The 20,826-nt window shown below is 65.5% G+C and carries 23 protein-coding genes; 11 read left to right on the top strand and 12 right to left on the bottom strand.

Annotation, left to right across the window (positions count from 1 at the left end; genetic code table 11):
* Positions 1–25 precede the first annotated feature (25 nt).
* Together ACSQ1X_RS10685 and fabG are read right to left on the bottom strand one after the other, a co-directional pair.
* Positions 26–442 (bottom strand): Hsp20/alpha crystallin family protein, encoded by a 417-nt coding sequence (locus ACSQ1X_RS10685; RefSeq protein ID WP_055805831.1) that lies wholly within the window; start codon positions 440–442, stop codon positions 26–28.
* A 153-nt stretch (positions 443–595) separates the two neighbouring features.
* Positions 596–1,321 carry a 3-oxoacyl-ACP reductase FabG gene (gene fabG / locus ACSQ1X_RS10680; protein WP_436057658.1) on the bottom strand — a complete coding sequence of 242 codons (726 nt, stop codon included), beginning with the start codon at positions 1,319–1,321 and terminating at the stop codon, positions 596–598.
* A gap of 140 nt (positions 1,322–1,461) precedes the next feature.
* Between fabG and ACSQ1X_RS10675 the strand changes: the two genes are divergently transcribed.
* From ACSQ1X_RS10675 to ACSQ1X_RS10660, 4 genes are read left to right on the top strand one after another with little or no spacing between them, the layout of a single operon-like run.
* Complete coding sequence (locus tag ACSQ1X_RS10675; protein WP_436057657.1) at positions 1,462–1,893, top strand: DUF3099 domain-containing protein; 432 nt, start codon at positions 1,462–1,464, stop codon at positions 1,891–1,893.
* Positions 1,890–2,150 carry a hypothetical protein gene (locus ACSQ1X_RS10670; protein ID WP_436057656.1) on the top strand — a complete coding sequence of 87 codons (261 nt, stop codon included), beginning with the start codon at positions 1,890–1,892 and terminating at the stop codon, positions 2,148–2,150. Before ACSQ1X_RS10675 ends, ACSQ1X_RS10670 begins: the two co-directional genes overlap by 4 nt.
* Positions 2,151–3,017, top strand: coding sequence for an SURF1 family cytochrome oxidase biogenesis protein (locus ACSQ1X_RS10665; RefSeq protein ID WP_436057655.1), 867 nt, complete (start codon positions 2,151–2,153; stop codon positions 3,015–3,017).
* Between the two features lie 3 nt (positions 3,018–3,020).
* The gene (locus tag ACSQ1X_RS10660; RefSeq protein WP_436057654.1) at positions 3,021–3,500 is read left to right on the top strand and encodes a YbaK/EbsC family protein; all 480 of its coding nucleotides are present in this window, start codon (positions 3,021–3,023) and stop codon (positions 3,498–3,500) included.
* Positions 3,501–3,517: 17 nt separating this feature from the next.
* Here ACSQ1X_RS10660 and ACSQ1X_RS10655 read toward each other — a convergent pair whose 3' ends face one another.
* Positions 3,518–5,116 carry an ABC-F family ATP-binding cassette domain-containing protein gene (locus ACSQ1X_RS10655; RefSeq protein ID WP_055805845.1) on the bottom strand — a complete coding sequence of 533 codons (1,599 nt, stop codon included), beginning with the start codon at positions 5,114–5,116 and terminating at the stop codon, positions 3,518–3,520.
* Between the two features lie 327 nt (positions 5,117–5,443).
* Here ACSQ1X_RS10655 and ACSQ1X_RS10650 point away from each other — a divergent pair, with 327 nt between their 5' ends.
* The 3 genes from ACSQ1X_RS10650 to ACSQ1X_RS10640 are packed head-to-tail and all read left to right on the top strand — an operon-like array spanning position 5,444 to position 7,555.
* Entirely contained in the window at positions 5,444–6,133 is a 690-nt protein-coding gene (locus ACSQ1X_RS10650) for a biotin transporter BioY (RefSeq protein WP_436057653.1), read from the top strand.
* Between the two features lies 1 nt (position 6,134).
* Positions 6,135–6,887 (top strand): energy-coupling factor ABC transporter ATP-binding protein, encoded by a 753-nt coding sequence (locus ACSQ1X_RS10645; protein ID WP_436057652.1) that lies wholly within the window; start codon positions 6,135–6,137, stop codon positions 6,885–6,887.
* Positions 6,884–7,555, top strand: a complete 672-nt coding sequence (locus tag ACSQ1X_RS10640; RefSeq protein ID WP_436057651.1) for an energy-coupling factor transporter transmembrane component T family protein — start codon at positions 6,884–6,886, stop codon at positions 7,553–7,555. Before ACSQ1X_RS10645 ends, ACSQ1X_RS10640 begins: the two co-directional genes overlap by 4 nt.
* A 14-nt stretch (positions 7,556–7,569) precedes the next feature.
* Here ACSQ1X_RS10640 and ACSQ1X_RS10635 read toward each other — a convergent pair whose 3' ends face one another.
* Together ACSQ1X_RS10635 and ACSQ1X_RS10630 are read right to left on the bottom strand one after the other, a co-directional pair.
* The gene (locus ACSQ1X_RS10635) at positions 7,570–8,781 is read right to left on the bottom strand and encodes a thiolase family protein (RefSeq protein ID WP_436059327.1); all 1,212 of its coding nucleotides are present in this window, start codon (positions 8,779–8,781) and stop codon (positions 7,570–7,572) included.
* Between the two features lie 16 nt (positions 8,782–8,797).
* A complete protein-coding gene (locus ACSQ1X_RS10630) occupies positions 8,798–10,192 on the bottom strand; it encodes a class I adenylate-forming enzyme family protein (protein WP_436057650.1) in 1,395 nt (464 codons plus the stop codon).
* A gap of 60 nt (positions 10,193–10,252) precedes the next feature.
* Between ACSQ1X_RS10630 and ypfJ the strand changes: the two genes are divergently transcribed.
* Entirely contained in the window at positions 10,253–11,134 is an 882-nt protein-coding gene (gene ypfJ, locus ACSQ1X_RS10625) for a KPN_02809 family neutral zinc metallopeptidase (protein WP_436057649.1), read from the top strand.
* A 91-nt stretch (positions 11,135–11,225) separates the two neighbouring features.
* Here the strand turns inward: ypfJ and ACSQ1X_RS10620 are convergent, their stop codons facing one another.
* From ACSQ1X_RS10620 to ACSQ1X_RS10595, 6 genes are read right to left on the bottom strand one after another with little or no spacing between them, the layout of a single operon-like run.
* Positions 11,226–11,558, bottom strand: a complete 333-nt coding sequence (locus ACSQ1X_RS10620; protein ID WP_028269281.1) for a metal-sulfur cluster assembly factor — start codon at positions 11,556–11,558, stop codon at positions 11,226–11,228.
* 13 nt (positions 11,559–11,571) lie between these two features.
* Positions 11,572–12,369 carry a Fe-S cluster assembly ATPase SufC gene (gene sufC, locus ACSQ1X_RS10615; protein WP_028269282.1) on the bottom strand — a complete coding sequence of 266 codons (798 nt, stop codon included), beginning with the start codon at positions 12,367–12,369 and terminating at the stop codon, positions 11,572–11,574.
* Positions 12,370–12,412: 43 nt separating this feature from the next.
* The gene (locus tag ACSQ1X_RS10610) at positions 12,413–12,769 is read right to left on the bottom strand and encodes a non-heme iron oxygenase ferredoxin subunit (RefSeq protein ID WP_436057648.1); all 357 of its coding nucleotides are present in this window, start codon (positions 12,767–12,769) and stop codon (positions 12,413–12,415) included.
* Between the two features lie 19 nt (positions 12,770–12,788).
* Positions 12,789–14,039 carry a Fe-S cluster assembly protein SufD gene (gene sufD / locus ACSQ1X_RS10605; protein WP_436057647.1) on the bottom strand — a complete coding sequence of 417 codons (1,251 nt, stop codon included), beginning with the start codon at positions 14,037–14,039 and terminating at the stop codon, positions 12,789–12,791.
* Entirely contained in the window at positions 14,039–15,502 is a 1,464-nt protein-coding gene (gene sufB / locus ACSQ1X_RS10600) for a Fe-S cluster assembly protein SufB (protein ID WP_055805870.1), read from the bottom strand. The genes sufD and sufB overlap by 1 nt, the downstream gene beginning before the upstream one ends.
* Positions 15,502–16,371 (bottom strand): helix-turn-helix transcriptional regulator, encoded by an 870-nt coding sequence (locus ACSQ1X_RS10595; protein WP_436057646.1) that lies wholly within the window; start codon positions 16,369–16,371, stop codon positions 15,502–15,504. Before ACSQ1X_RS10595 ends, sufB begins: the two co-directional genes overlap by 1 nt.
* A 114-nt stretch (positions 16,372–16,485) precedes the next feature.
* Between ACSQ1X_RS10595 and ACSQ1X_RS10590 the strand changes: the two genes are divergently transcribed.
* From ACSQ1X_RS10590 to ACSQ1X_RS10580, 3 genes are read left to right on the top strand one after another with little or no spacing between them, the layout of a single operon-like run.
* The gene (locus tag ACSQ1X_RS10590) at positions 16,486–17,454 is read left to right on the top strand and encodes an ABC transporter ATP-binding protein (protein ID WP_436057645.1); all 969 of its coding nucleotides are present in this window, start codon (positions 16,486–16,488) and stop codon (positions 17,452–17,454) included.
* Positions 17,451–18,209, top strand: coding sequence for an ABC transporter permease (locus tag ACSQ1X_RS10585; RefSeq protein ID WP_055805877.1), 759 nt, complete (start codon positions 17,451–17,453; stop codon positions 18,207–18,209). Before ACSQ1X_RS10590 ends, ACSQ1X_RS10585 begins: the two co-directional genes overlap by 4 nt.
* A 7-nt stretch (positions 18,210–18,216) precedes the next feature.
* Positions 18,217–19,161, top strand: coding sequence for a COX15/CtaA family protein (locus ACSQ1X_RS10580; RefSeq protein ID WP_436057644.1), 945 nt, complete (start codon positions 18,217–18,219; stop codon positions 19,159–19,161).
* Between the two features lie 372 nt (positions 19,162–19,533).
* Here the strand turns inward: ACSQ1X_RS10580 and ACSQ1X_RS10575 are convergent, their stop codons facing one another.
* Entirely contained in the window at positions 19,534–20,493 is a 960-nt protein-coding gene (locus ACSQ1X_RS10575; RefSeq protein WP_055805882.1) for a heme o synthase, read from the bottom strand.
* Between the last annotated feature and the right edge of the window lie 333 nt (positions 20,494–20,826).

The raw sequence follows: 20,826 nt of genomic DNA, 5'->3' as shown, positions 1-20,826 counted from the left end.
CCGCAACGGAAGCCGCGGCCGCTCCTCAGCTGTGGTTGATCTGAATCTTGCGCGTCCCGGTTGCCGGAGCTTGCTCGCTCGCCGGCGCGCGGACTTCCAGGACCCCGTCGTTGTAGGAGGCCGTCACGTCTTCCTCCCGGGCGCCGGGCGGCAGCGAGACACTCCGAGAGAATGAGCCGTAACGAAACTCCGAGCGATAGCCGCTCTTGCTCTTGTGTTCGGATTTCTCCTCGCGCTCCGCTTTGATGTGGAGCATACCGTCGGCCACGGAGACGTCCACGTCCTTCTCGGGATCAATGCCGGGCAGTTCCGCCCTCACCACGAGCGCGTTTCCGTCCATGAACTGTTCCACGCGCATGGATGGCATCGTCAGGTCTCCTTCAAGGAACCGCCGGATCGGGTCCAGAACGTCCGACGGCGTCCACTTGTTGAGATCGGCCATGATAGCTCCCTAGTGTTGTTCGCTGCAGATTGTGGCCGGCCGGGAATGGTCACGACCGATATGCCCATTACACACCCGCAGGAGCGGGGTGTAATGGGCAGAAGGTCCCCTCATGGCCAGGGGTTCGGCGCAGCGCCGGGAGGATGCGAAAGGTCAGTGGCCCATGCCCAGGCCGCCGTCAACGGGGATAACGGCACCCGAGATGTAGGACGCTTCATCACTGGAGATCCACCGAACAACGTTCGCCACTTCAGCGGCTTCGGCGAAACGTCCCGCCGGCACCTTGGACAGGTAGTCCTTCTGGGTGGCCTCCGGCAATTCCGCCGTCATATCAGTGTTGATGAATCCCGGCGCCACAACGTTGGCCGTAATGCCGCGGCCGCCGAGTTCGCGGGTTAGCGAGCGGGCAATTCCCACGAGTCCGGCTTTGGAGGCGGAGTAGTTGATCTGGCCCGGAGCGCCGTAAAGCCCGGAAACAGAGGAAATCAGCACAACCCGGCCTTTGCGCATGCGGATCATGCCCTTGGAAGCGCGCTTGATGACGCGGAAGGCGCCGGTCAGGTTGGTGTCGATGACCGAGGTGAAGTCGTCTTCGCTCATGCGCATCAGCAGCGTGTCCTTGGTGATTCCCGCGTTGGCCACCAGCACCTCGACCGGGCCGTGCGCAGCCTCAACCGTGGCGAACGCGGCGTCCACGGACGCCTCAGCCGTGACGTCGGCCTTGACGCCCAGGATTCCCTCCGGGAGTGCCGACTCGCTGCGATAGGTCACGGCAACTTTGTCACCGTTGGCCAGGAAGGCCTCGGCAATGGCCAGTCCGATGCCGCGGTTTCCGCCGGTGATCAGGACGCTGCGGCCGGTCGATGCTACTTCAGTCATAGTTTGCTCCGGGATTCTGCGGCATGGGGCACCGCGGTGAGGGGCGGGATTTTTACTGCCTCCGATCTTAGCCTCCGTTTGGGCGGCACTGGTGAGGGTGAGAGAATTGGATTAAGCCTTGGGAGCGTGATGAAACAGCCGTGACACTTGCAAAACGACCCGGACCTTCGATGTCCGGTGAACCGGACGCCGTCTCCGGTGACGCCGAGGTTCACAGCATCACGGATGCCGCCAGCGCCCATTCAGAAGAGATGCGCGTGCGGATGATCAAGTATGCCGTGGCGATGGGCATCCGCATGGTGTGCCTGATCCTGGTGTTTGTTGTCGATGGCTGGTTCAAAGTCCTCCCGATTGCCGGGGCAGTATTCCTGCCGTGGATTGCCGTGGTCATCGCCAACGGGAGCGACAAAGCAGAAATTCACAGCGACCACCTGCTTGACGCTGCCCCGCTGGCAGAGCTCGAAGCACCGGAATTCCCGGCCGCCGTCGCGGACGAAGGCCCCACGGTACTCCAGGGCGAACTCATCGAGGACGAAGACGATAACGACGGTCAGGAACGGGCAGCTTCATGAACATTTTTGACCTTGCCGGCGGCGACGCCGGGCCTGCGGAAACGGCTGCACCCATGTGCTCGAGGAAGGCCTGCCGGACCGGCGCCGCCTGGCAGCTGCTGTGGAACAACCCGAAGATCCACTCGCCCGAACGCCGCAAAGTCTGGCTGGCCTGCGAGGAGCACCGGCTGTGGCTGGAAGATTACCTGCAGACCCGCGGCCTCTGGAAAGAGACCCTGCCGCTGGATCTTGCCGCTGTTTCAGGCACGGACAGCTGAATGTACCGCTTCCTCTTCTCCAGCAAATGGCTGGGTTACCTCCTGCTGGCTGCGATTTTTGCCACTGCCTGCGTGTTCCTGGGCCGCTGGCAGATGGACCGCAGGGCGGAGACCCTGGCGGAGATCAACCGGGTCACGTCGAACTACTCGGCCACTCCCCTGCCCTTCGCAGCTGCCGAAGCACAGTTCTCCCGGCTGGACGCCGACAAAGAGTGGACCCAGGTGGAGCTGAAGGGCCGTTACGACGTCGGCGGCCAGCGAGTGGTGCGGAACCGCCCGCTCAACGGCCAGCCCGGCTACGAAGTGGTGGTCCCCTTCCGGCTCAACACCGGACAGACGGTTGTTGTGGACCGCGGCTGGCTCCCAATCGGGAACAACACTCCAGGACGCCCTGATTCCGTCCCGGAACCGCCGTCGGGCGATGTCACCGTGGTGGTCCGCCTGAAACCCGGTGAGCCGGAGCTTCAGCGCGGCGCTCCCGACGGGCAGCTTGCCTCCATCGATCTTCCGGCCTACGCCGCCCAGCTAGGCTACCCGGTGCTAACCGGCGCCTACGGGCAGCTGGCCTCCGAAACACCGGCCGTCTCCACCATGCCGTCCCCCTTCCCGAAGCCCTCCGTGGAAGAAGGAACACACCTGTCCTATTCGCTGCAGTGGTTCGCTTTCGGCGTGCTGATGTTTATTGGCTTCGGCTACGCGGCGCGTCAGCAGGCACGCAATGCGGAGATTGACGCGCAGGACGCAGCCGAGGACGGTACACCCGAGTACGCCATGGCCGCGAACCGGCGTCGCCCTGCACCCCGCAAGCGGAAGAATCCGACGGCGGAGGAAGAGGAAGACGCGATCCTGGACGCCCAGGGGTACTGACCGATGAGTTTCGACAGCATTCCCGAACCGGTGGCCATCGTCAAGCGCACCCTGACCGCGCTGGGCGCCGACGACACCGTGACGGTGTTCGACTCAAAAGTCCCGACGGCCGCAGCTGCCGCCGCCACGCTGGGCTGCGACCTCGCGGCGATCACCAACAGCCTGGTGTTCGACGTCGACGGCGCGCCGCTGCTCATTCTGGCCAGCGGCGCCGCCAGGGTGGACGTCCGCAAGGTCGCCGAGCAACTGGGCACGGGCAAGATCCGCCGGGCCTCCCCCGAGTTCGTCCTGCAGCACACGGGGCAGGAAGTGGGAGGAGTAGCCCCGGTAGGCCACCCGGAGAAGATCAAGACCCTCCTGGACACCTCCCTCAAGACGCACAACGTCCTCTGGGCAGGAGCCGGCGACCACAACTCGATGTTCAGCATCACCTACGACGAGCTACAGAAGATCACCGGCGCAGAAGAAATGGCCGTCCGCTAAGCAGGGATGAACGCAGGCTAAGCCAGCGTAATGAGGTCCAGGTAGTCTTCGTTCCAGTGGTCCTCGACGCCGTCGGGCAGCAGGACAACGCGTTCGGGGTTCAGCGCTTCGACGGCACCTTCATCGTGGCTGACCAGGACGACGGCGCCGGTGTAGTTACGCAAGGCGCCCAGGATCTCGGAGCGGCTGGCGGGGTCCAGGTTGTTGGTGGGTTCATCGAGGAGCAGCACATTCGCGCTTGACGCCACGATGGTTGCCAAGGCCAGGCGGGTCTTCTCGCCGCCGGAGAGCACGCCGGCAGGCTTGTCGACGTCGTCACCGGAAAACAGGAACGAACCAAGGATGCCGCGCACCTCAGCATCATTCATGTCCGGTGCGGAGGACCGCATGTTCTGCAGGACAGTGCGGTCGACGTCGAGCGTCTCGTGTTCCTGGGCGTAGTAACCCACCTTCAGCCCGTGCCCGGCGATCACTTCGCCGGTGTCAGGCTTGTCGACGCCGGCCAGCATCCGCAGCAGGGTGGTCTTGCCGGCGCCGTTGAGGCCCAGGATGACCACCTTGGAGCCGCGGTCGATGGCCAGGTCCACGTCGGTGAAGATTTCCAGCGATCCGTAGGACTTGCTGAGGCCGTCCGCAGTGAGCGGGGTCTTGCCGCAGGGCGAGGGATCCGGGAAGCGCAGGGCAGCCACGCGGTCGTTTTCGCGAACAGCCTCCAGCCCACTGAGCAGGCGTTCGGCGCGCTTGGCCATGTTCTGCGCGGCAACGGCCTTGGTGGCCTTCGCCCGCATTTTGTTGGCCTGGTCGAACAGGACCTGGGCCTTCTTTTCGGCGTTGGCGCGTTCCCGCTTGCGGGCGCGTTCGTCCGTTTCGCGCTGCTGGAGGTAGCGCTTCCAGTCCATGTTGTAGAAGTCGATCTGCGCGCGGTTGGCGTCCAGCAGGAACACCTTGTTAACAGTTGCTTCGAGCAGTTCCGTGTCGTGGCTGATCACGATCAGACCGCCCTGGTGGTTCTTCAGGAAGTCGCGGAGCCAGGCGATGGAGTCCGCATCGAGGTGGTTGGTCGGTTCATCGAGGAGCATGGTCTCGGCATCCGAGTAGAGGATGCGGGCGAGCTCCACACGGCGACGCTGTCCACCGGAGAGTGTCTTCAGGGGCTGGTTCAGCAGGCGGTCCGGCAGCGCCAGGTTCGAGCAGATCGCTGCCGCCTCGGCCTCGGCCGCGTAACCGCCGGCAGCCAGGAATTCCGATTCCAGCCGGTCATAACGGTTCATGGCCTTGCGCTGGACGGCTGCGTCCTCGCTTGCCATCTCCTCATGGGCCAGGCGAAGCTTGCCTACGGCAACGTCCAGGCCCCGGACGGAAAGGATCCGGTCCCGGGCGAGCTGTTCCATGTCCGGCGTGCGGGGGTCCTGGGGAAGGTAGCCGATCTCGCCGCTGCGGGTGACCTTGCCGCCGGCGGGCAGTCCCTCGCCGGCCAGGACGCGGGTGAGCGTGGTCTTGCCTGCACCGTTACGGCCCACAAGGCCGATCTTGTCTCCCTTGTCGATCCGGAAGCTCACCTGATCCATGAGGAGGCGGGCGCCGGCGCGCAATTCGAGATCCTGGACGGTAATCAATGCAGCTAAGGCCTTTCACAACAGGGAACGCCACGGCACAGCGGATGGAGTCTGGGCGGGGCCGGGGCAGTGTGGCCGAGAGAACGGCCTTTACCAGTCTACCGGCACCGCACGTCCTGGAAGACCCGCAGGGTGTACCCCGCCCCGGCACCCGCCGCACGGCTGCGTTGGCCACCCCGTCCAGAGTCAGCGCCTTCCGTTAGTGGATCCCCTACAAAAAAGGGTTGCGGCCGGAGACGTATCGTCGGAATTGAGGGGAAAAGGCTGCCCGCAGGCAGTTGCCCCTCCCCGTTGCATCGCACTTGCACTGACCGACAGGACTTCCCCATGACCCACACTGACAAGGCCGTCACCAACCAGCCGGCCACCAGCCCTGAACCAGGCGCCCAATCGGCCCGGAACCGCTGGAACGCCACGGATCTAGGCCTCATCGCCGTTTTTGCCGCCCTCGTGGCCGGCTCCGCACTCATCGCCGCGATTCCCGTGGGCGGCCTCGGCGTGCCCATCACCTTGCAGACCCTCGCGGTGATGCTGACGGGTATGGCGCTTGGCCCCGGGCGGGCGTTCGCCGCCGTCGGCCTCTACACCCTGCTGGGGCTCGCCGGACTGCCGATCTTCAGCGGCGGCCGGAGCGGACTGGGGATCCTCGCCGGCCCCTCTGCCGGCTACATCATCGCCTTCCCGCTCGCCGCCCTGGCCGTCGGCTGGCTGACCACCATCGTCCTCCGCCGCACCGTGAAGTACCGTGGCCTGTTCCTCTTCGCCGCGGCCATGGCCACCAGCATCGTGCTCGTCCACAGCCTGGGCGTGCTGGGCATGATGGTCAACGGCAAGCTGGACCTTTCCAAGGCCTTCCTCCTAGACCTCGCCTACTACCCCGGCGACATCATCAAGAACGTCCTTGCCGTCACGGTCGCACTCGCCCTGCACAAGGCGTTCCCCGATCTCCTGATCCGCCGTGCCGGTGTCCGGAACAACGGGGCGGTCGCCACCCGAGAGGGCCAGGCCGGCAACTAGCATGGGCAGCATTCTTCTGGACGAAGTCGACGTTCGGGTAGCGGTGGACGGACATCCCGAGCCGAAGACACTGCTGCACGGAATCTCGTTGAGCCTCACCGAACAGCGGATCGGAGTGATCGGCGCGAACGGGTCAGGGAAGTCCACCCTCCTGCGGCTCCTGAACGGACTGGTCGCGCCGAGCCACGGAACGGTGACGGTTGACGGTGACGATACCGTCAGGTCGGTCCGCGGCGTGCGCCGGAAAGTTGGTTTCGTGTTCACGGACCCGCTCTCCCAGCTGGTGATGCCCACCGGCCGGGAGGACGTGGAACTCTCCCTGCGGCGTTCCGTCCGGAACCCGAGGGAACGCCGGGACGCCGCCGCGGCGATCCTTAACCGCTTCGGGCTGTTGGCCCTGGCCGACCAGAGCATCTACGAGCTTTCGGGCGGCGAACGGCAACTGATGGCACTCGCCGCCGTTCTGGCCGTGGGGCCCTCGGTCCTGGTGCTGGACGAGCCGTCCACCCTCCTGGACCTTCGGAACCGTGAACTCCTCCGCCGGACCATTGCGGGCCTCAGCCAACAGATCGTGATGTCCACCCACGACCTCCAGCTGGCCAGGGACATGGACCGCGTCCTGGTGGTGGACTCAGGGCAGGTGGTGTTCGACGGCGGTGCGGACGCCGCCGTCGAACATTACCGGGCACTGTCCGCCGCCGGCCTCCCGCCGGTGGGCGCCGCGTCCTGGCCGCACCATCCGGAGTCCGCGTGAGCGGCCACGGATTCCTGCTGGTCAACTACGTTCCGGGTACGTCACTGGTCCACCGGGCACCGCTCTGGCTGAAGTTCCTCTCGGTGGTTGGTTGCGGCATGGCGTCGTTCCTGGTGGTGGACTGGGTGGTTGCCACGGGAGTGCTGGCCCTGATGTGCATTGTGTTCCTCGCCAGCGGTGCCGGCCCGGCCCGCCTGTTCAAGGCAGTCAGGCCCATCCTGCCGGTGCTGGCGGCCATCGGATTGTTCCAGTGGTGGCAACTGGGCGGTCCGGTTGCTGCGCGGATCGTCCTGAACGTCCTGGTCTGCGTGGTTGCCGCGTCCATACTGACGGCCACCACTCCGATGCAACGCCTGCTCGACGGCGTCGTCTCCCTGGCGGTCCCGTTCCGACGCTTTGGTGCGGACCCCGAACGGTTCGCGCTGACCATTGCGATCATGCTCCGCAGCATTCCGTTCATCGCCGGAGCCTACTCGGACGTCAGGGATTCAGCCCGTGCCCGCGGACTTGAACGCAACCCCCGGGCACTGGTGCTGCCGGTCTTCATCACCACGGTGGCCTATGCGCGACAGACGGGCGACGCACTTGCGGCCCGGGGCCTCGGTGAGCCCGGCACGGAGGACGACATGAAGGACAACGACATGCAGGACGACGCCGGGCGGGGCTAGACGTCGGCCGCGGTTTACTGGCTGCGGGTCCCGTCCAGCCGTTCGTATCGGAACAGGGCAGCGGTGCCCATCCCCCCGGCAATGCTGATCATGGCCAGAGCCAGCGGGCCGGCCCTGCCGCCCGCGGACGGTGATGTCTTTCGGGCCTGAGCCAGGAGCCGCGTGACCAGAACGGCGCCCGAAGCGCCGTACGCATGGCCCAGAGCCAGCGCACCGCCGTCGAGGTTGGCCCGTTCCGGGTCGATACCGAGGGCATCCAGGCACGCGAGGGTCTGGGACGCGAAGGCCTCATTGAACTCCACCAGGTCAATATCCGCGGCCGTGACACTGTGCTGCGCCAACAGGCGCCCGGCCGCCGCGGCGGCTCCCATTCCCAGAATGCGGGGGTCCACGCCCGCGGTATCGGTGCCCAGCACGAGGAGCCCGTCCGGCGCCCCCAGTTCCCGTGCACGCTGCAGGGAAGTAATGGCGACGGCGGACGCGGCGTCCGCGTCGAAACAGGAGTTGCCGGCGGTGACGGTGCCGTCCTCGGCGAAGACGGGCGGGAACCGGGACATCAGGGCGGCCGTCAGGCGTTCTCGCGGACCGTCGTCGGACGCCACGGTTCCGGACGCAGCCTGCAGCGGAACCGTCTCGCCGGTGAAGCTCCGGGCCGCTGCTGCCGCCAGCGCGCGCCGGTGGCTTTCCAAGGCAAACCGGTCCTGGCGGTCGCGGCTGATGCCGTAAACAGCGGCCACGTTGTCCGCTGCGGCGCCCATGTCCGGATCGCCATAACTGAGGGGCACGAACTGCGCCCGGCGGAAGAACTCGGGGCTGCCGTCGGCGGCCTTGTTCGCGCGGAGCGGAGCAGTACTGATGCTTTCGACCCCGCCCGCAAGGTAGGCGCCGCCGCCTCCGGCCGCCACCAGCCGCGCGGCGAGCACAATGGCGTCGAGGCCGGAGCCGCACTGCCGGTCCACGGTGACGCCCGGTACGCTGACGGGCAGGCCGGCCTCCAGGGCAGCCAGGCGCGCAACGTTGCCGCCGCCTCCCACCGCGTTGCCGATCACGACGTCCGTCACTGCGCCTGCAGGCAGGCCCGTCCGGTCAAGGAGGCCGCGAAGCACGGGGGCCAGGAGTTCATGGGCCCTGAGTTCCTTGAACGCTCCGTTGACCCTGCGGATTGGAGTCCGCAGCGCCGCGATGACCACCGGCTGGCGGTCGGGCGGCAGCTGGTCGGGGAGCATCTGCGCGGCGGCCGGCTCAGCCAAGGCGGCGGACCCGTGTATCGCCGCGTTCAATCCAGTCCAGCAGCAGTTGCCTGCTGACTTTCCCCCGGTCCGTCACAGGCAGCTCAGTCAGGGCGAAATACTGCAACGGCCGCTTGTCCCTGGGCAGGACGTCATCAAGGCCGGCTTTCAGCTGGGTTGCCGTGATGCCCCCGTGGGAGGGGACCACCCCTGCCACGACGCGTTGGCCGCGGACATCGTCCTGCATGCCTGAGGCAACGGCGGCCGCCACGCCGGGGACGGACGCGAGGGCCAGTTCCACCTCATGCGGGTAGACGTTCTTGCCCGCCGTGATGATCATGTCCGCGCGGCGGCCCAGGATGTGAAGCTCGCCATCCTGCAGGTACCCCTGGTCCCCCACCGTGTACCAGCCGTCGAAACAGCGCAGCGCCTGACCGTCGTCGCCCCAGAGGTAGCCGTTGCTGACCATTCCGCTGCGCACGCAGATATTGCCGTCCGTGCCGTCGGGAAGCGGGGCGCCGTCGTCGTCCATGATCCGGACTTCGACGCCGGGGAAGGGCTTCCCGATTCCGGTTCCTCCCGCGTCCAGCGGAGCCCCGGAGCGCAGCGCAACCCCGGAAACGAAGCTCAGCTCGGAGGCGCCGTAGTACTCGAAGATGGTTGCCCTGGGTGCCCAGCGGCGCGCGGCCTCCAGGGTCCGGGCATCCAGCTTGGACCCCGCGCAGATGATGGACGTAATGCCGGACGCATCCACGCAGCCGGCAAGCCCGCGCTCACTAAGCAGCCGGAGCATGGTGGGGACCAGGACCAGCCGGGTGATGCCGTCATGCGTGATGGCGGCGTGCACATCGCCCACGTCGAAGGATTCCAGCGTGTGGAATTCCGAGCCCGCATAGAGGCACTCGGACAGTGCATACAGGTTGAGGCTGGCCGCCAGAGGCCCCGGGGCGAGCGTCTTGTCCTGTGGGGTGAGTCCGAAGAACTCGATGGACGCGTCAAACGAGAGCTGCCACGAGCGCCTTGAGCGGGTGAACGCCTTGGGAACCGAAGTGGTGCCCGACGTCAGGCCGATCAGGAACACGGAATCCGGGCTGCCGTCCCGGAGCGCAGCCGACGACGGATTGCCGGGCTCTGTGTGCAGCCGCCCCGCGATCTCGGCCTGCAGCTGCGCGGGCCAGGTGGGGTCGAGGACGGCACATTGCCGGTCGCCGGCCACCGCGGCGGCGAACGACACGGCGAAGTCGACCGAGTTCGCCTGAGCCAGCACGGTCACCTTGCCGGTGTCCGCCGCCTGCGCCGCGGCGGCGTCCCGCAGGGCGGCCCAGCTGAGGTACCGGCCGGCCACGACGACGGCGGTGTCGTCGGGGCGGTCATCGGCCCAGCGTTGGAGTCTGTTGAGGAATGGCATCGGATCAACTTTACCGGCGTCCACGGGTCCGGGCCGGGCCCGTCCGGCTATTGTGACATTATGAGTTTCAATGACAATGTCCAACTGGATCCGTCGCAGGTCCAGGACCGCCGCGGCATGGGCCGCGGAACCAAGATCGGCGGCGGCATCGGCGGCGGAATCATCCTGCTGCTGGCCGCACTGTTTGGGATCAACCCCCAACTGCTGGAAGGCCTGGCCGGGACGGTTCAGGAGCCGCAGAGCACCGGAAGTGCACCGGCCTGCGAGTCCGGCGCCGACGCGGACGCCCGGCTCGACTGCCGCATCACCGGGACGGTAAACAGCCTCAACGCTTTTTGGCCGGCGTACCTTGCCCAGTACAACACCGAATATCCGCGTCCCACTACGGTGATCTTCAGCCAGGCCACCAATACCGGCTGCGGCGGTGCAACTTCCGAGGTGGGCCCGTTCTACTGCCCGGCTGACACCACCGCCTACTTCGATCCCGGTTTCTTCCAAGACCTGGTGGACCGCTTCGGATCCTCCGGCGGACCGCTGGCCCAGGAGTATGTTGTGGCGCACGAGTTCGGCCACCACGTCCAGAACATCCTGGGCAACCTTGACCGGGCCCAGCAGGATCCGCAGGGTCCCGAATCGGGCGCCGTCCGCGTCGAGCTGCAGGCTGACTGCTATGCCGGACTCTGGGTCCGCCACGCCGCCACCCAGCAGGACCCCAAGACCGGGCAGCCGTTTCTTGAGCCGCTGACCCAGCAGGACCTGAATGACGCCCTCTCCGCGGCGTCCGCCGTTGGTGACGACCGCATCCAGAAAGCAGCTACCGGCCGCGTTTCGCCGGAGGCCTGGACCCACGGGTCCAGCGAACAGCGGCAGAAATGGTTCTACCAGGGCTACAAGACCGGCGATATCAACCAGTGCGATACATTCAGTGCCGCCTCGCTCTAGCTGAACCTAAAAGTACGACGGCGGCCGGTCACCTTCCCCAAGGAAGGTAACCGGCCGCCGTCGTTATTTAACCGCGGTTGCTAACAGGAGCCTAGATGTTGAAACCCAAGGCCCGCATCTGGTCGCGTCCGTCTTCGGTGATCCGCTCCGGACCCCATGGCGGCATCCAGACCCAGTTCAGCCGCCATTCGTCCACGACGCCGTCGAGGGCCTTGCCCACCTGCTCCTCGATGACGTCCGTGAGCGGGCACGCCGCCGTGGTGAGCGTCATGTCGATCAGGAGGGCGCCGTCGTCGTCCGAGTATTTCAGGCCGTACAGCAGCCCGAGGTCAACGATGTTGACGCCGAGCTCGGGGTCGATAACGTCCTTCAGTGCCTCTTCGACATCTTCGAGGCCCGTACGGGCCGCTTTGATTTCGGTCATGGCGTTGTCCTAACTAGCCCTGGACTGCAGCGTCAGCTGCAGAGATGGTGGCTGCGCCGGCACCCTTGGCGTAACGGTCGTAGCCTTCTTCTTCGAGGCGGTCGGCAAGTTCCGGGCCGCCTTCTTCGACTACCTGGCCGTCGACAAAGACGTGGACGAACTCAGGCTTGATGTAGCGCAGGATCCGCGTGTAGTGCGTGATGAGCAGCGTGCCCATGTTGCCTTCGGCGTGGGCGCGGTTGACGCCTTCGGAGACGACCTTCAGCGCGTCGACGTCCAGGCCGGAGTCGGTCTCGTCCAAGACGGCGAACTTCGGCTTGAAGAGCTCGAGCTGGAGGATCTCCACCCGCTTCTTTTCGCCGCCGGAGAAGCCTTCGTTGACGTTGCGCTGGGTGAAGTCGGCGTCGATCCGCAGCTTCTGCATGGCGGCCTTGACGTCCTTCGTCCAGGTACGCAGCTTGGGCGCTTCGCCGTCGATGGCGGTCTTGGCGGTGCGGAGGAAGTTGGTCATGCTCACACCGGGAACCTCCACCGGGTACTGCATGGCCAGGAAGACGCCGGCGCGGGCGCGCTCGTCCACGGACATGGCCAGAACGTCTTCGCCGTCCAGCGTGATGGAGCCGCTGGTGACGTTGTAGCGCGGGTGGCCGGCGATGGTTGACGCCAGGGTGGACTTGCCCGAACCGTTGGGGCCCATGATGGCGTGCGTCTCACCGGTCCTGATGGTCAGGCTGACGCCCTTCAGGATCTCCTTGGTGCCCTGCTCGGTCTCAATGCTGACGTGCAGGTCCTTGATCTCAAGAGTTGACATGCTCTTCTTTCTTTTCGTTCGTAAGTCTTGTGAAGCCGGGCGCTCAGTAGTTGTTGACCGTGGCGCCGTTCAGAACATTGGCCACGTCCACGTAGACGTCGTCACCGTGAAGCTCGACGGCGAAGACGGGCACGGGATCGTAGGCAGGAAGTTGAAGCGGCTGGCCGTTGCGCAGGTCGAACTGCGAGCCGTGGCCCCAGCACTCGATCGCGCAGCCTTCCACCTCGCCTTCAGACAGCGAGATGTCCGCGTGCGAGCAGGTGTCGCCGATGGCGTGGATTTCGCCCATCGAATCCTTGACGACCGCTACGGGGTAGTCGTCGATCAGGATTCGCAGCGCCTGTTTCACCTGGATGTCGTTGGCATTGCATACCAGTTCACCCTTGGGCTGTTCACTCATGCGTTCCGGCCTGCCCGTTTCAGTTTTCGCTCGCGGCGAGCTCGCGCTCGACAGCGTCGGTCAGGCGTTCTTCGAGTGCCGGAACATTGATCTTCTGGATGATCTCGTTGAGGAACCCGCGAACTACCAGACGGCGGGCAACATCTTCGGGGATGCCGCGGGCCATGAGGTAGAACAGGTGCTCGTCGTCGAATCGCCCGGTGGAGCTTGCGTGCCCGGCACCTTCGATAAGACCCGTCTCGATTTCCAGGTTCGGAACCGAGTCCGCGCGGCACCCGTCCGTCAGGATCAGGTTCTGGTTCTTCTCGTATGAGTCGGTTCCCAGGGCCTGCTTCTGGATCAGGACATCGCCGACCCATACGGTGTGCGCATCCTTGCCCTGCAGGGCGCCCTTGTAGAGCACGTTCGACTTGCAGTTGGCCACGTTGTGGTCGACGAAGGACCGGTGCTCCAGGTGCTGTCCGGCGTCGGCGAAGTAGAGGCCCAGCAGCTCGGCCTCGGCGCCCTCGCCGGAGAAGCGGACGTTGGAGTTCAGGCGCACGATGGATCCGCCCAGGGACACGGCGATGTGCTTGTACACAGCATCCTTGCCAACCTGAGCGTCGTGCTGCGCGAGGTGCTTGGCGTCGTCTTCCCAGAGCTGCACGGAGATCACGGTGAGCTTGGCGCCTTCACCGACGATGACTTCCAGGTTGCCGTTGTGGTCGGCGGCACCGGTGTGCTCCAGGATCACGACGCTGCGGGAGTTGGCACCCGCTTCAAGCACGTAGTGTGCGTTGGAGCGGTGGCCGGCGCCTGCGCCGTGGACCAGGATGCGCAGCGGCTCTGCCGGTTCGGCGTCCGCGGGGATGACGACGTGCAGCGCCTCGTCCGTGTTGGCGGAGGCGACGGCGGCGGCACGGTCCGCAGGGACCAGGACGGTTCCCCGCGGTGCGGACCCGGCAGCCAGCGGGCTGCGGACATACCCTTCCGGCGCTTCGACCGTGAAGTCGGCGGCCGGAGCGGGATCAAGATCCGTCGCGGTGTCGGAGAGCAGGTTGGCCAGCGCGCGGACCGGGCTGAAGCGCCATTCCTCTTCGCGGCCCGTGGGCAGCGGGAAGTCGGCGACATTGAAGCTCGTGAGGCGTTCGGCGCGGGAAGACATCACGGTCACGCCGTGATTGTGGCCGTGGTCCACCTTGGTGGCAACCAGACCCTCGCCTTCCTCGGTGAAGCCGGCGATGGAAGGCGCCCCGATGCGGGCCTTTTCAGTAACAGTTTCGGCAGTCATTAACCGACGGATCCTTCCATCTGGAGTTCAATGAGGCGGTTCAGCTCGAGGGCGTATTCCATCGGCAGCTCGCGGGCGATCGGCTCGATGAAGCCGCGCACGATCATCGCCATGGCTTCGTCTTCGCGCATGCCGCGGGACATGAGATAGAAGAGCTGCTCTTCGGAAACACGCGAAACAGTTGCCTCGTGCCCCAACTGGACGTCATCTTCGCGGATGTCGATGTACGGGTACGTGTCCGAGCGGCTGATCGTGTCCACGAGGAGAGCGTCGCAGCGGACCGTGTTGGCCGAGTGCTTGGCGCCTTCGCGGATCTGGACCAGGCCGCGGTAAGCGGCGCGGCCGCCGCCGCGGGCCACCGACTTGGAGATGATGGAGCTCTTGGTGTTCGGCGCGATGTGCACCATCTTCGAGCCCGTGTCCTGGTGCTGGCCTTCGCCGGCGAACGCAATGGACAGGGTTTCACCCTTGGCGTGCTCGCCCACAAGGTAGACGGCCGGGTACTTCATGGTCACCTTGGAGCCGATGTTGCCATCGATCCATTCCATGGTGGCGCCTTCTTCGCAGATGGCGCGCTTGGTGACCAGGTTGTACACGTTCGTGGACCAGTTCTGGATGGTCGTGTAGCGGACGCGGGCGCCCTTCTTCACGATGATTTCCACCACGGCGGAGTGCAGCGAGTCCGAGGTGTAGATCGGCGCCGTGCAGCCTTCGATGTAGTGGACGTAGGAGTCCTCGTCGGCGATGATCAGGGTGCGCTCGAACTGGCCCATGTTTTCGGTGTTGATACGGAAGTAGGCCTGCAGCGGGATGTCCACGTGGACGCCCTTGGGGACGTACACGAAGGAACCGCCGGACCAGACCGCCGTGTTCAGCGAGGCGAACTTGTTGTCGCCCACCGGGATGATGGTCCCGAAGTACTCCTGGAAGATCTCCGGGTGCTCGCGCAGCGCGGTGTCCGTGTCCAGGAAGATGACGCCCTGCTGTTCCAGGTCCTCGCGGATCTGGTGGTACACAACTTCGGATTCGTACTGTGCTGCCACGCCAGAAACCAGGCGGCTGCGCTCAGCTTCCGGGATGCCCAGCTTCTCGTAGGTGTTGCGGATGTCCTCGGGGAGGTCCTCCCACGTGGCGGCCTGCTTCTCCGTGGAGCGCACGAAGTACTTGATGTTGTCGAAGTCGATGCCGGAGAGGTCTGCACCCCAAGTGGGCATGGGCTTGCGGTCGAAGTACTTCAGGCCCTTCAGGCGCAGGTCCAGCATCCACTCCGGCTCGTTCTTCTTGGCCGAAATGTCCCGGACAACTTCGTCGTTGATGCCACGACGTGCGTTGGCTCCGACATCGTTCTTGTCGGCCCAGCCGTACTCATAGGTGCCGATACCGTGCAGCTCGGGGTTCTTCTCCAGAATCTCCGAAATCACAGTAGTTTCAGCAACCTTGTTCTCTGATAGTTGGTCCGTCATCACGGCCTTTCTTGCAGATGGTTGGATACTTCGCCCAGGCTGTCCGTGGTGTGTCCGGAGCCGGATGGCCCCTTGGCGGCCGGACGGCCTGTAGGTATGTGGGTGGTGCAGACGTGTCCGCCACGTGCCAGTGTGGACAGCCGCCGCACGTCAACGCCGACGAGCCGGGAAAACACTTCGGTTTCGACGTCGCAGAACACGGGGAACTTCGTGGCCAGCTGTTGGATGGGGCAATGCCCCTGGCACAGCTGGACGCTGGAGAGCGCAGCGGGGAGCGGCGCCTTGGCTTCGATGGAAGCCGCGGAGGCGACGAACCCGTCGCGGCTCAAAGCGGTGGAAAGAGCTTGCGCCCGTGCGGTGATATCCGGTCCGGCAGCCTCGATCTCCGGCGCGTAGCGTCGCTCCATGTCGGCAAACCGCTCGACTGCGAACTCGCGGACGGCGTCGGGGCCGGCGATTTCCCCCAGGCGCTGGAGAGCCAGGCCGGCAATGTCGAGGTAGTCGTCGCCGAGGCTGGACTGGCCCTGGGTGCTCAGGACGTAGCGCCTCGCCGGGCGTCCTGCGCCGGCCCCCGCCTTCGCCACGCGCTTGACTTCGATCACACCGCTGCGTGAGAGGTGGTCCAGATGGCGGCGCACGGCTGCGGGAGTGAAGCCGAGCAGGTCACCGAGTTCTGCTGCGCTGACCGGCCCGTGCTCCAGCACGGCATTCAGGACGCGGTCGCGGGTGCGTTCGTCCGAGTCCGCCGGCAACGTGTGCGGCGTGGCGGGCTGCCGGCCTGTGGGCGACGAACTCCCGGGCCGGAACGAACCGGCGGCGCCATTTGGCGCGGCAGACCCGGTTCGGGGCGCAGAAAGTCGAGTGCTCATGGAATACACAACACAATCATGTCGTAATTTACTCCCCCGTACTAGTAAGGCGAGGCTGACCTACGGTCATATCCCGTCGGGTGGTGCGCCTACTACATCCCGTAGAATGCTTTGGTGCGATCTCCCGATTCTCCCGTCCTGTCCATTAAGGGACTCATTAAGGACGTTGGCCCGCTGGCCTCCCTTGACGGCAAGATGCTCCGGGTGGTCAGCGGCGTTTCCCTTGCCGCCGAACGCGGACAGGTCACCGCCCTGCTGGGGGCCAACGGTGCCGGTAAGACCACCACCATCGAGTGTGCGCAGGGCCTGCAACGGCGGTCGGGCGGGGCAGTCACCCTGCTCGGCCAGGACCCGGACACCGCAGGGGCGTCACTCCGTTCCCGCGTGGGTGTCATGCTGCAGGACGGCGGACTGCCGCCGTCGGCCCGTCCCATTCCCCTGCTGAAGCATATCGCCGGAATGTACCAGAATCCATGGCCTGTCGATGAGCTGATCGGACGCCTGGGCATTGACACCTTCAGCCGGACCACCGTCCGGCGCCTTTCGGGCGGGCAACGCCAGCGGCTTGCTCTGGCTGCCGCCCTGGTGGGAAACCCCGAAGTCCTCTTCCTGGACGAACCGAGTGCAGGCCTGGATCCGCAGTCGCGCCAGCTTGTTTTCGAGCTGATTGCGGAACTGCGGGACGCCGGCATGGGAATCATCCTGACGACCCACCTCATGGACGACGCCCAGCGCCTGGCTGATTACGTGTACATCATCGACGCCGGCAGGAACGTGGCCGAAGGAACAGTGGCACAGCTGCTGATGCGGAACCTGAGCACGGATAACGCGCAGGAACATGTCCGGACACTGCTTTTCGAGGCTCGGCCCGGACTGGACTTCACGGGCGTTCTCCCCGCCGCCGTCGACGTCCGCGAAACCAGGGCCGGGAGCTACGCCGCCACCGGTGCGCTGACGCCGCAAGACCTGGCCGCGCTGACAGCCTGGTGGGCCGCGCACGGCATTATGCCCGGTTCCATGAGCCTGGAGGCGCGGAGCCTGGAAGACGTATTTTTGGATATCTCGGGAAGGGAGATCCGATGAGCCGGGTCCTCGGCAGCGCTCCTGCCCCGCTTCTTCGCCGCATTCTGCTGCAGGGCAGGTACGAGGCGCTGACCATGCTGCGGAACGGCGAGCAACTCATCCTTGCAGTCGTCCTGCCCCTGCTTGCCCTAGTGGGGCTGACCGTCACCCCGTTGCTGGACGGCCTGGGCGGCACCCGGGTCGACGTTGCGGTACCGGGCATCCTCGCGCTGTGCGCCATGTCCACCGCCTTCACCGGCCAGGGCATCTCCACCGGTTTTGACCGGCGCTACGGGGTGCTGCGTTTCCTGTCCACCACTCCCCTGGGCCGGACCGGCCTGATCGCCGGCAAGATCCTGGCTGTCCTGGCAGTCCTGGTCCTCCAGGTGCTGGTAGTGGGGGCGGTGGCATTTGCGCTCGGTTGGCAGCCGACGACGGCGGGCTGGCTCCCGGCGCTGGTGCTCCTGGTTCTGGGGGCGGCAGCCTTCACTGCCCTGGGGCTGCTGGTCGCGGGTACGGTCCGGCCCGAGGCGACGCTGGCCATCACCAACCTCCTGTGGATCCTGCTCGGAGCCCTGGGCGGCATCGTCCTGCCCGCCGAACGGTTGCCCGGCCCGGCCCGGGAACTGGTCCACTTCCTGCCCTCCGGGGCATTGGGCGAGGCCCTGAGGGACGCCTTCCTCGCTGGCACCTTCAATGGAGGCGCCACCCTAATCCTGCTGCTTTGGACGGCTATCGCCGGCGCAGCGGCCATCCGTTGGTTCAAGTGGAATTGAGAAAACCGTGAGTACGGCATCGCGCCTCCCCCAAATCCTCGGACGCATGACGTCCAAGCTCCCAGTTACGGTCGACTCGACCGTCCGCCGGCTGGCCGTCCTGTCACTCATCGGCCAGACGGTGCTCGTGGTAACCGGCGGCGCGGTCCGCCTCACCGCGTCCGGGCTCGGCTGCCCCACTTGGCCCCGCTGCACCGACGTGTCCCTGGTCAACACACCGGAGATGGGTATCCACGGGTTCATCGAATTCGGAAACCGGCTCCTGACGTTCGCCTTGGCCGCAATCGCAGTCCTGATGTTGGTCTACTTGTGGAACCTCCGCAAAGAGCGACGGGACCTCTTCCTGTTGGCCCTGGGCCTGCTGGCCAGCATCCCGGCACAGGCCGTCATCGGCGGCATTACGGTGCTCACCCAGCTCAACCCGTGGGTCGTGGGCCTGCACTTCCTGGTCTCGATGGCCCTCGTTGTTATTGCCACCCTGCTGGTCAACAGGGCGTACGGACGTACGGGACGGTTCCCCGCCGTCGGGCTTCCCGCCCTTCCGGGCGCCGCACGTCCGGTGATGGCCGCCGTCGCCCTGTTCTCTGCCGTTGCCGTAACCCTTGGAGTGGTGGTGACGGGCGCCGGACCGCACGCGGGTGATGCGGATGCCCCCAGGAACGGCCTTGACTGGGACCTCTTCTCACACATCCACGCGGTGCCTGCCTATCTCGTCACCGCCGGAGCGCTGTTCGGTGTGTTCCTTGTGCTCCGGGACCGGATCCAAGGCCCCTTCCGCGCTGCCGTACTGTTGCTTCTTGGAGTCACGGTGCTGCAGGCGGCCATTGGCTTCACGCAGTATTACAACGGCATTCCCGCGTTGCTGGTGGGTGCCCACATGCTGGGTGCCGCGCTGCTCATGAGCGCCGCCACGAACGCCGCGGACATCGCAAGGTTCAGCCCGGTCAAGTAAGGACTGGTCGTACTGCAGCACGAGGCCGTCACGTAAGGCAGCCTCCGTCAAGCAGTACAGCCCCGAGAAGCACCCCGGTCAGCATTCTTGACCGGGGTGCTTCTCTTTGCCCGCCTGACCTCGGCGACGCTCTCTCACTTCCTGCGGGCTTTTGACCGACGCTCTTTCAGATCCTGCGGCCCAAAACGAAAGGCTCCTTCACCATGGGGTGAAGGAGCCTTTCCGGAAAGCTGCGGAAGCTGAGAGAGCGTCGCCGATTTTGCCACTAGAGGTGAGAGAGCGTCCGCTATTAACCCGCAGGAAGTGAGAGAGCGTCCGCTATTAACCCGCAGGACGTGAGAGAGCGTCCGGGGTTAGGAAGTGGGAAGGGGGCTAGCCCATGATGGCTGAACCCACGAAGGGGTCCACGGCCAGTGCGATGAAGAGCAGGGTCAGGTAGCTAATTGAACCGTGGAAGACCTTCATGGCGCCCTTGTTGGAGACGTCGCCACCCTGGGCCCGGTTGTACAGGGCGTGCGATTCGTACAGGAACCAGGCGCCGGCGACGACGGCGGTGACGGTGTACACCCAGCCCGCCCCGCCCGCAGGGACCAGCAGCAGCGAGCAGGCAACCATGGCCCACGCGTACAGGACGACCTGGACCGAGACGACTTTCGCGCCGGCGATTGCCCCGAGCATCGGCACGTTGGCGTTGCGGTAGTCCTCGCCGTAGCGCATGGACAGCGGCCAGTAGTGCGGCGGAGTCCACAGGAAGATCACCATGAACAGGACGATGGCGGGCCACTCCACAGTGTTGGTCACGGCGGACCAGGCGATCAGGACCGGGAAGCAGCCTGCCGCTCCGCCCCAGACGATGTTCTGGGCCGTGCGGCGCTTGAGGATCATTGTGTAAATGACCACGTAGAAGACGATGGCGCCGAGGCCAAGCCATGCTGAGAGAGGGTTGGCGCCGAACCAGAGGATCGCGATGGCGGCCGCACCCAGCAACCAGGAAAACACGAGCGCTTCGCGCGGCGTCACTTCACCGGTTACCAGGGGCCGGTTCTCGGTCCGGTGCATCAATTTGTCGATGTCGCGGTCGATGTAGCAGTTGAACGCACCGGCACTGCCGGCAGCGAACGCTCCACCCACGAGCGTCGCCAGGATCAGCCCGATGGAGGGGAATCCGCGTTCGGCGTAGATCATGGTGGGCAGCGTGCTCACAAGCAGGAGCTCGATGACCCGCGGTTTCGTGAGGGCAAGGTACGCCTTGGCTTTGCGGGCTATCCCGATCTTTCCGGGGAGCCGGGAGGCGTTCAGCGGCGTATCTGTTGTGCTCACGGTGGCAGTCACTCTGTTCTGTCTGGCTGTTCAGTCCGGCTGGTTCTCGCAGCGGCGGCGGCCCAAATAGGGCCCGCTCCCTCCGGCGGTGGCCTCCGAATATCATACCGTGGCTCTCCGGCGCCCAAAGCCTCCATGATTCCGGCAGGTTAACCGATCCTCACGGCAGTGGCACAGCGTGGTGATTCATATAAGGAAAATTCAGTCCACTTAGTGAGATACACGCTGACCAGCCCTTGGAATGGGGCTAAGCTGTCTGCAGATCAGCACGCAAGGAATGCCAATGGAATGCGCATTCCCGGAATCTCGAACGCGACTGAATGAAGATCAACGTTTCAATGGTGA

It is taken from the genome of Arthrobacter sp. LjRoot78 (assembly GCF_964254335.1).
GTDB lineage: Bacteria > Actinomycetota > Actinomycetes > Actinomycetales > Micrococcaceae > Arthrobacter.
The sequence above is the reverse complement of the archived record's forward strand: the minus strand, read 5'-3'. Positions and strand labels throughout refer to the sequence as shown.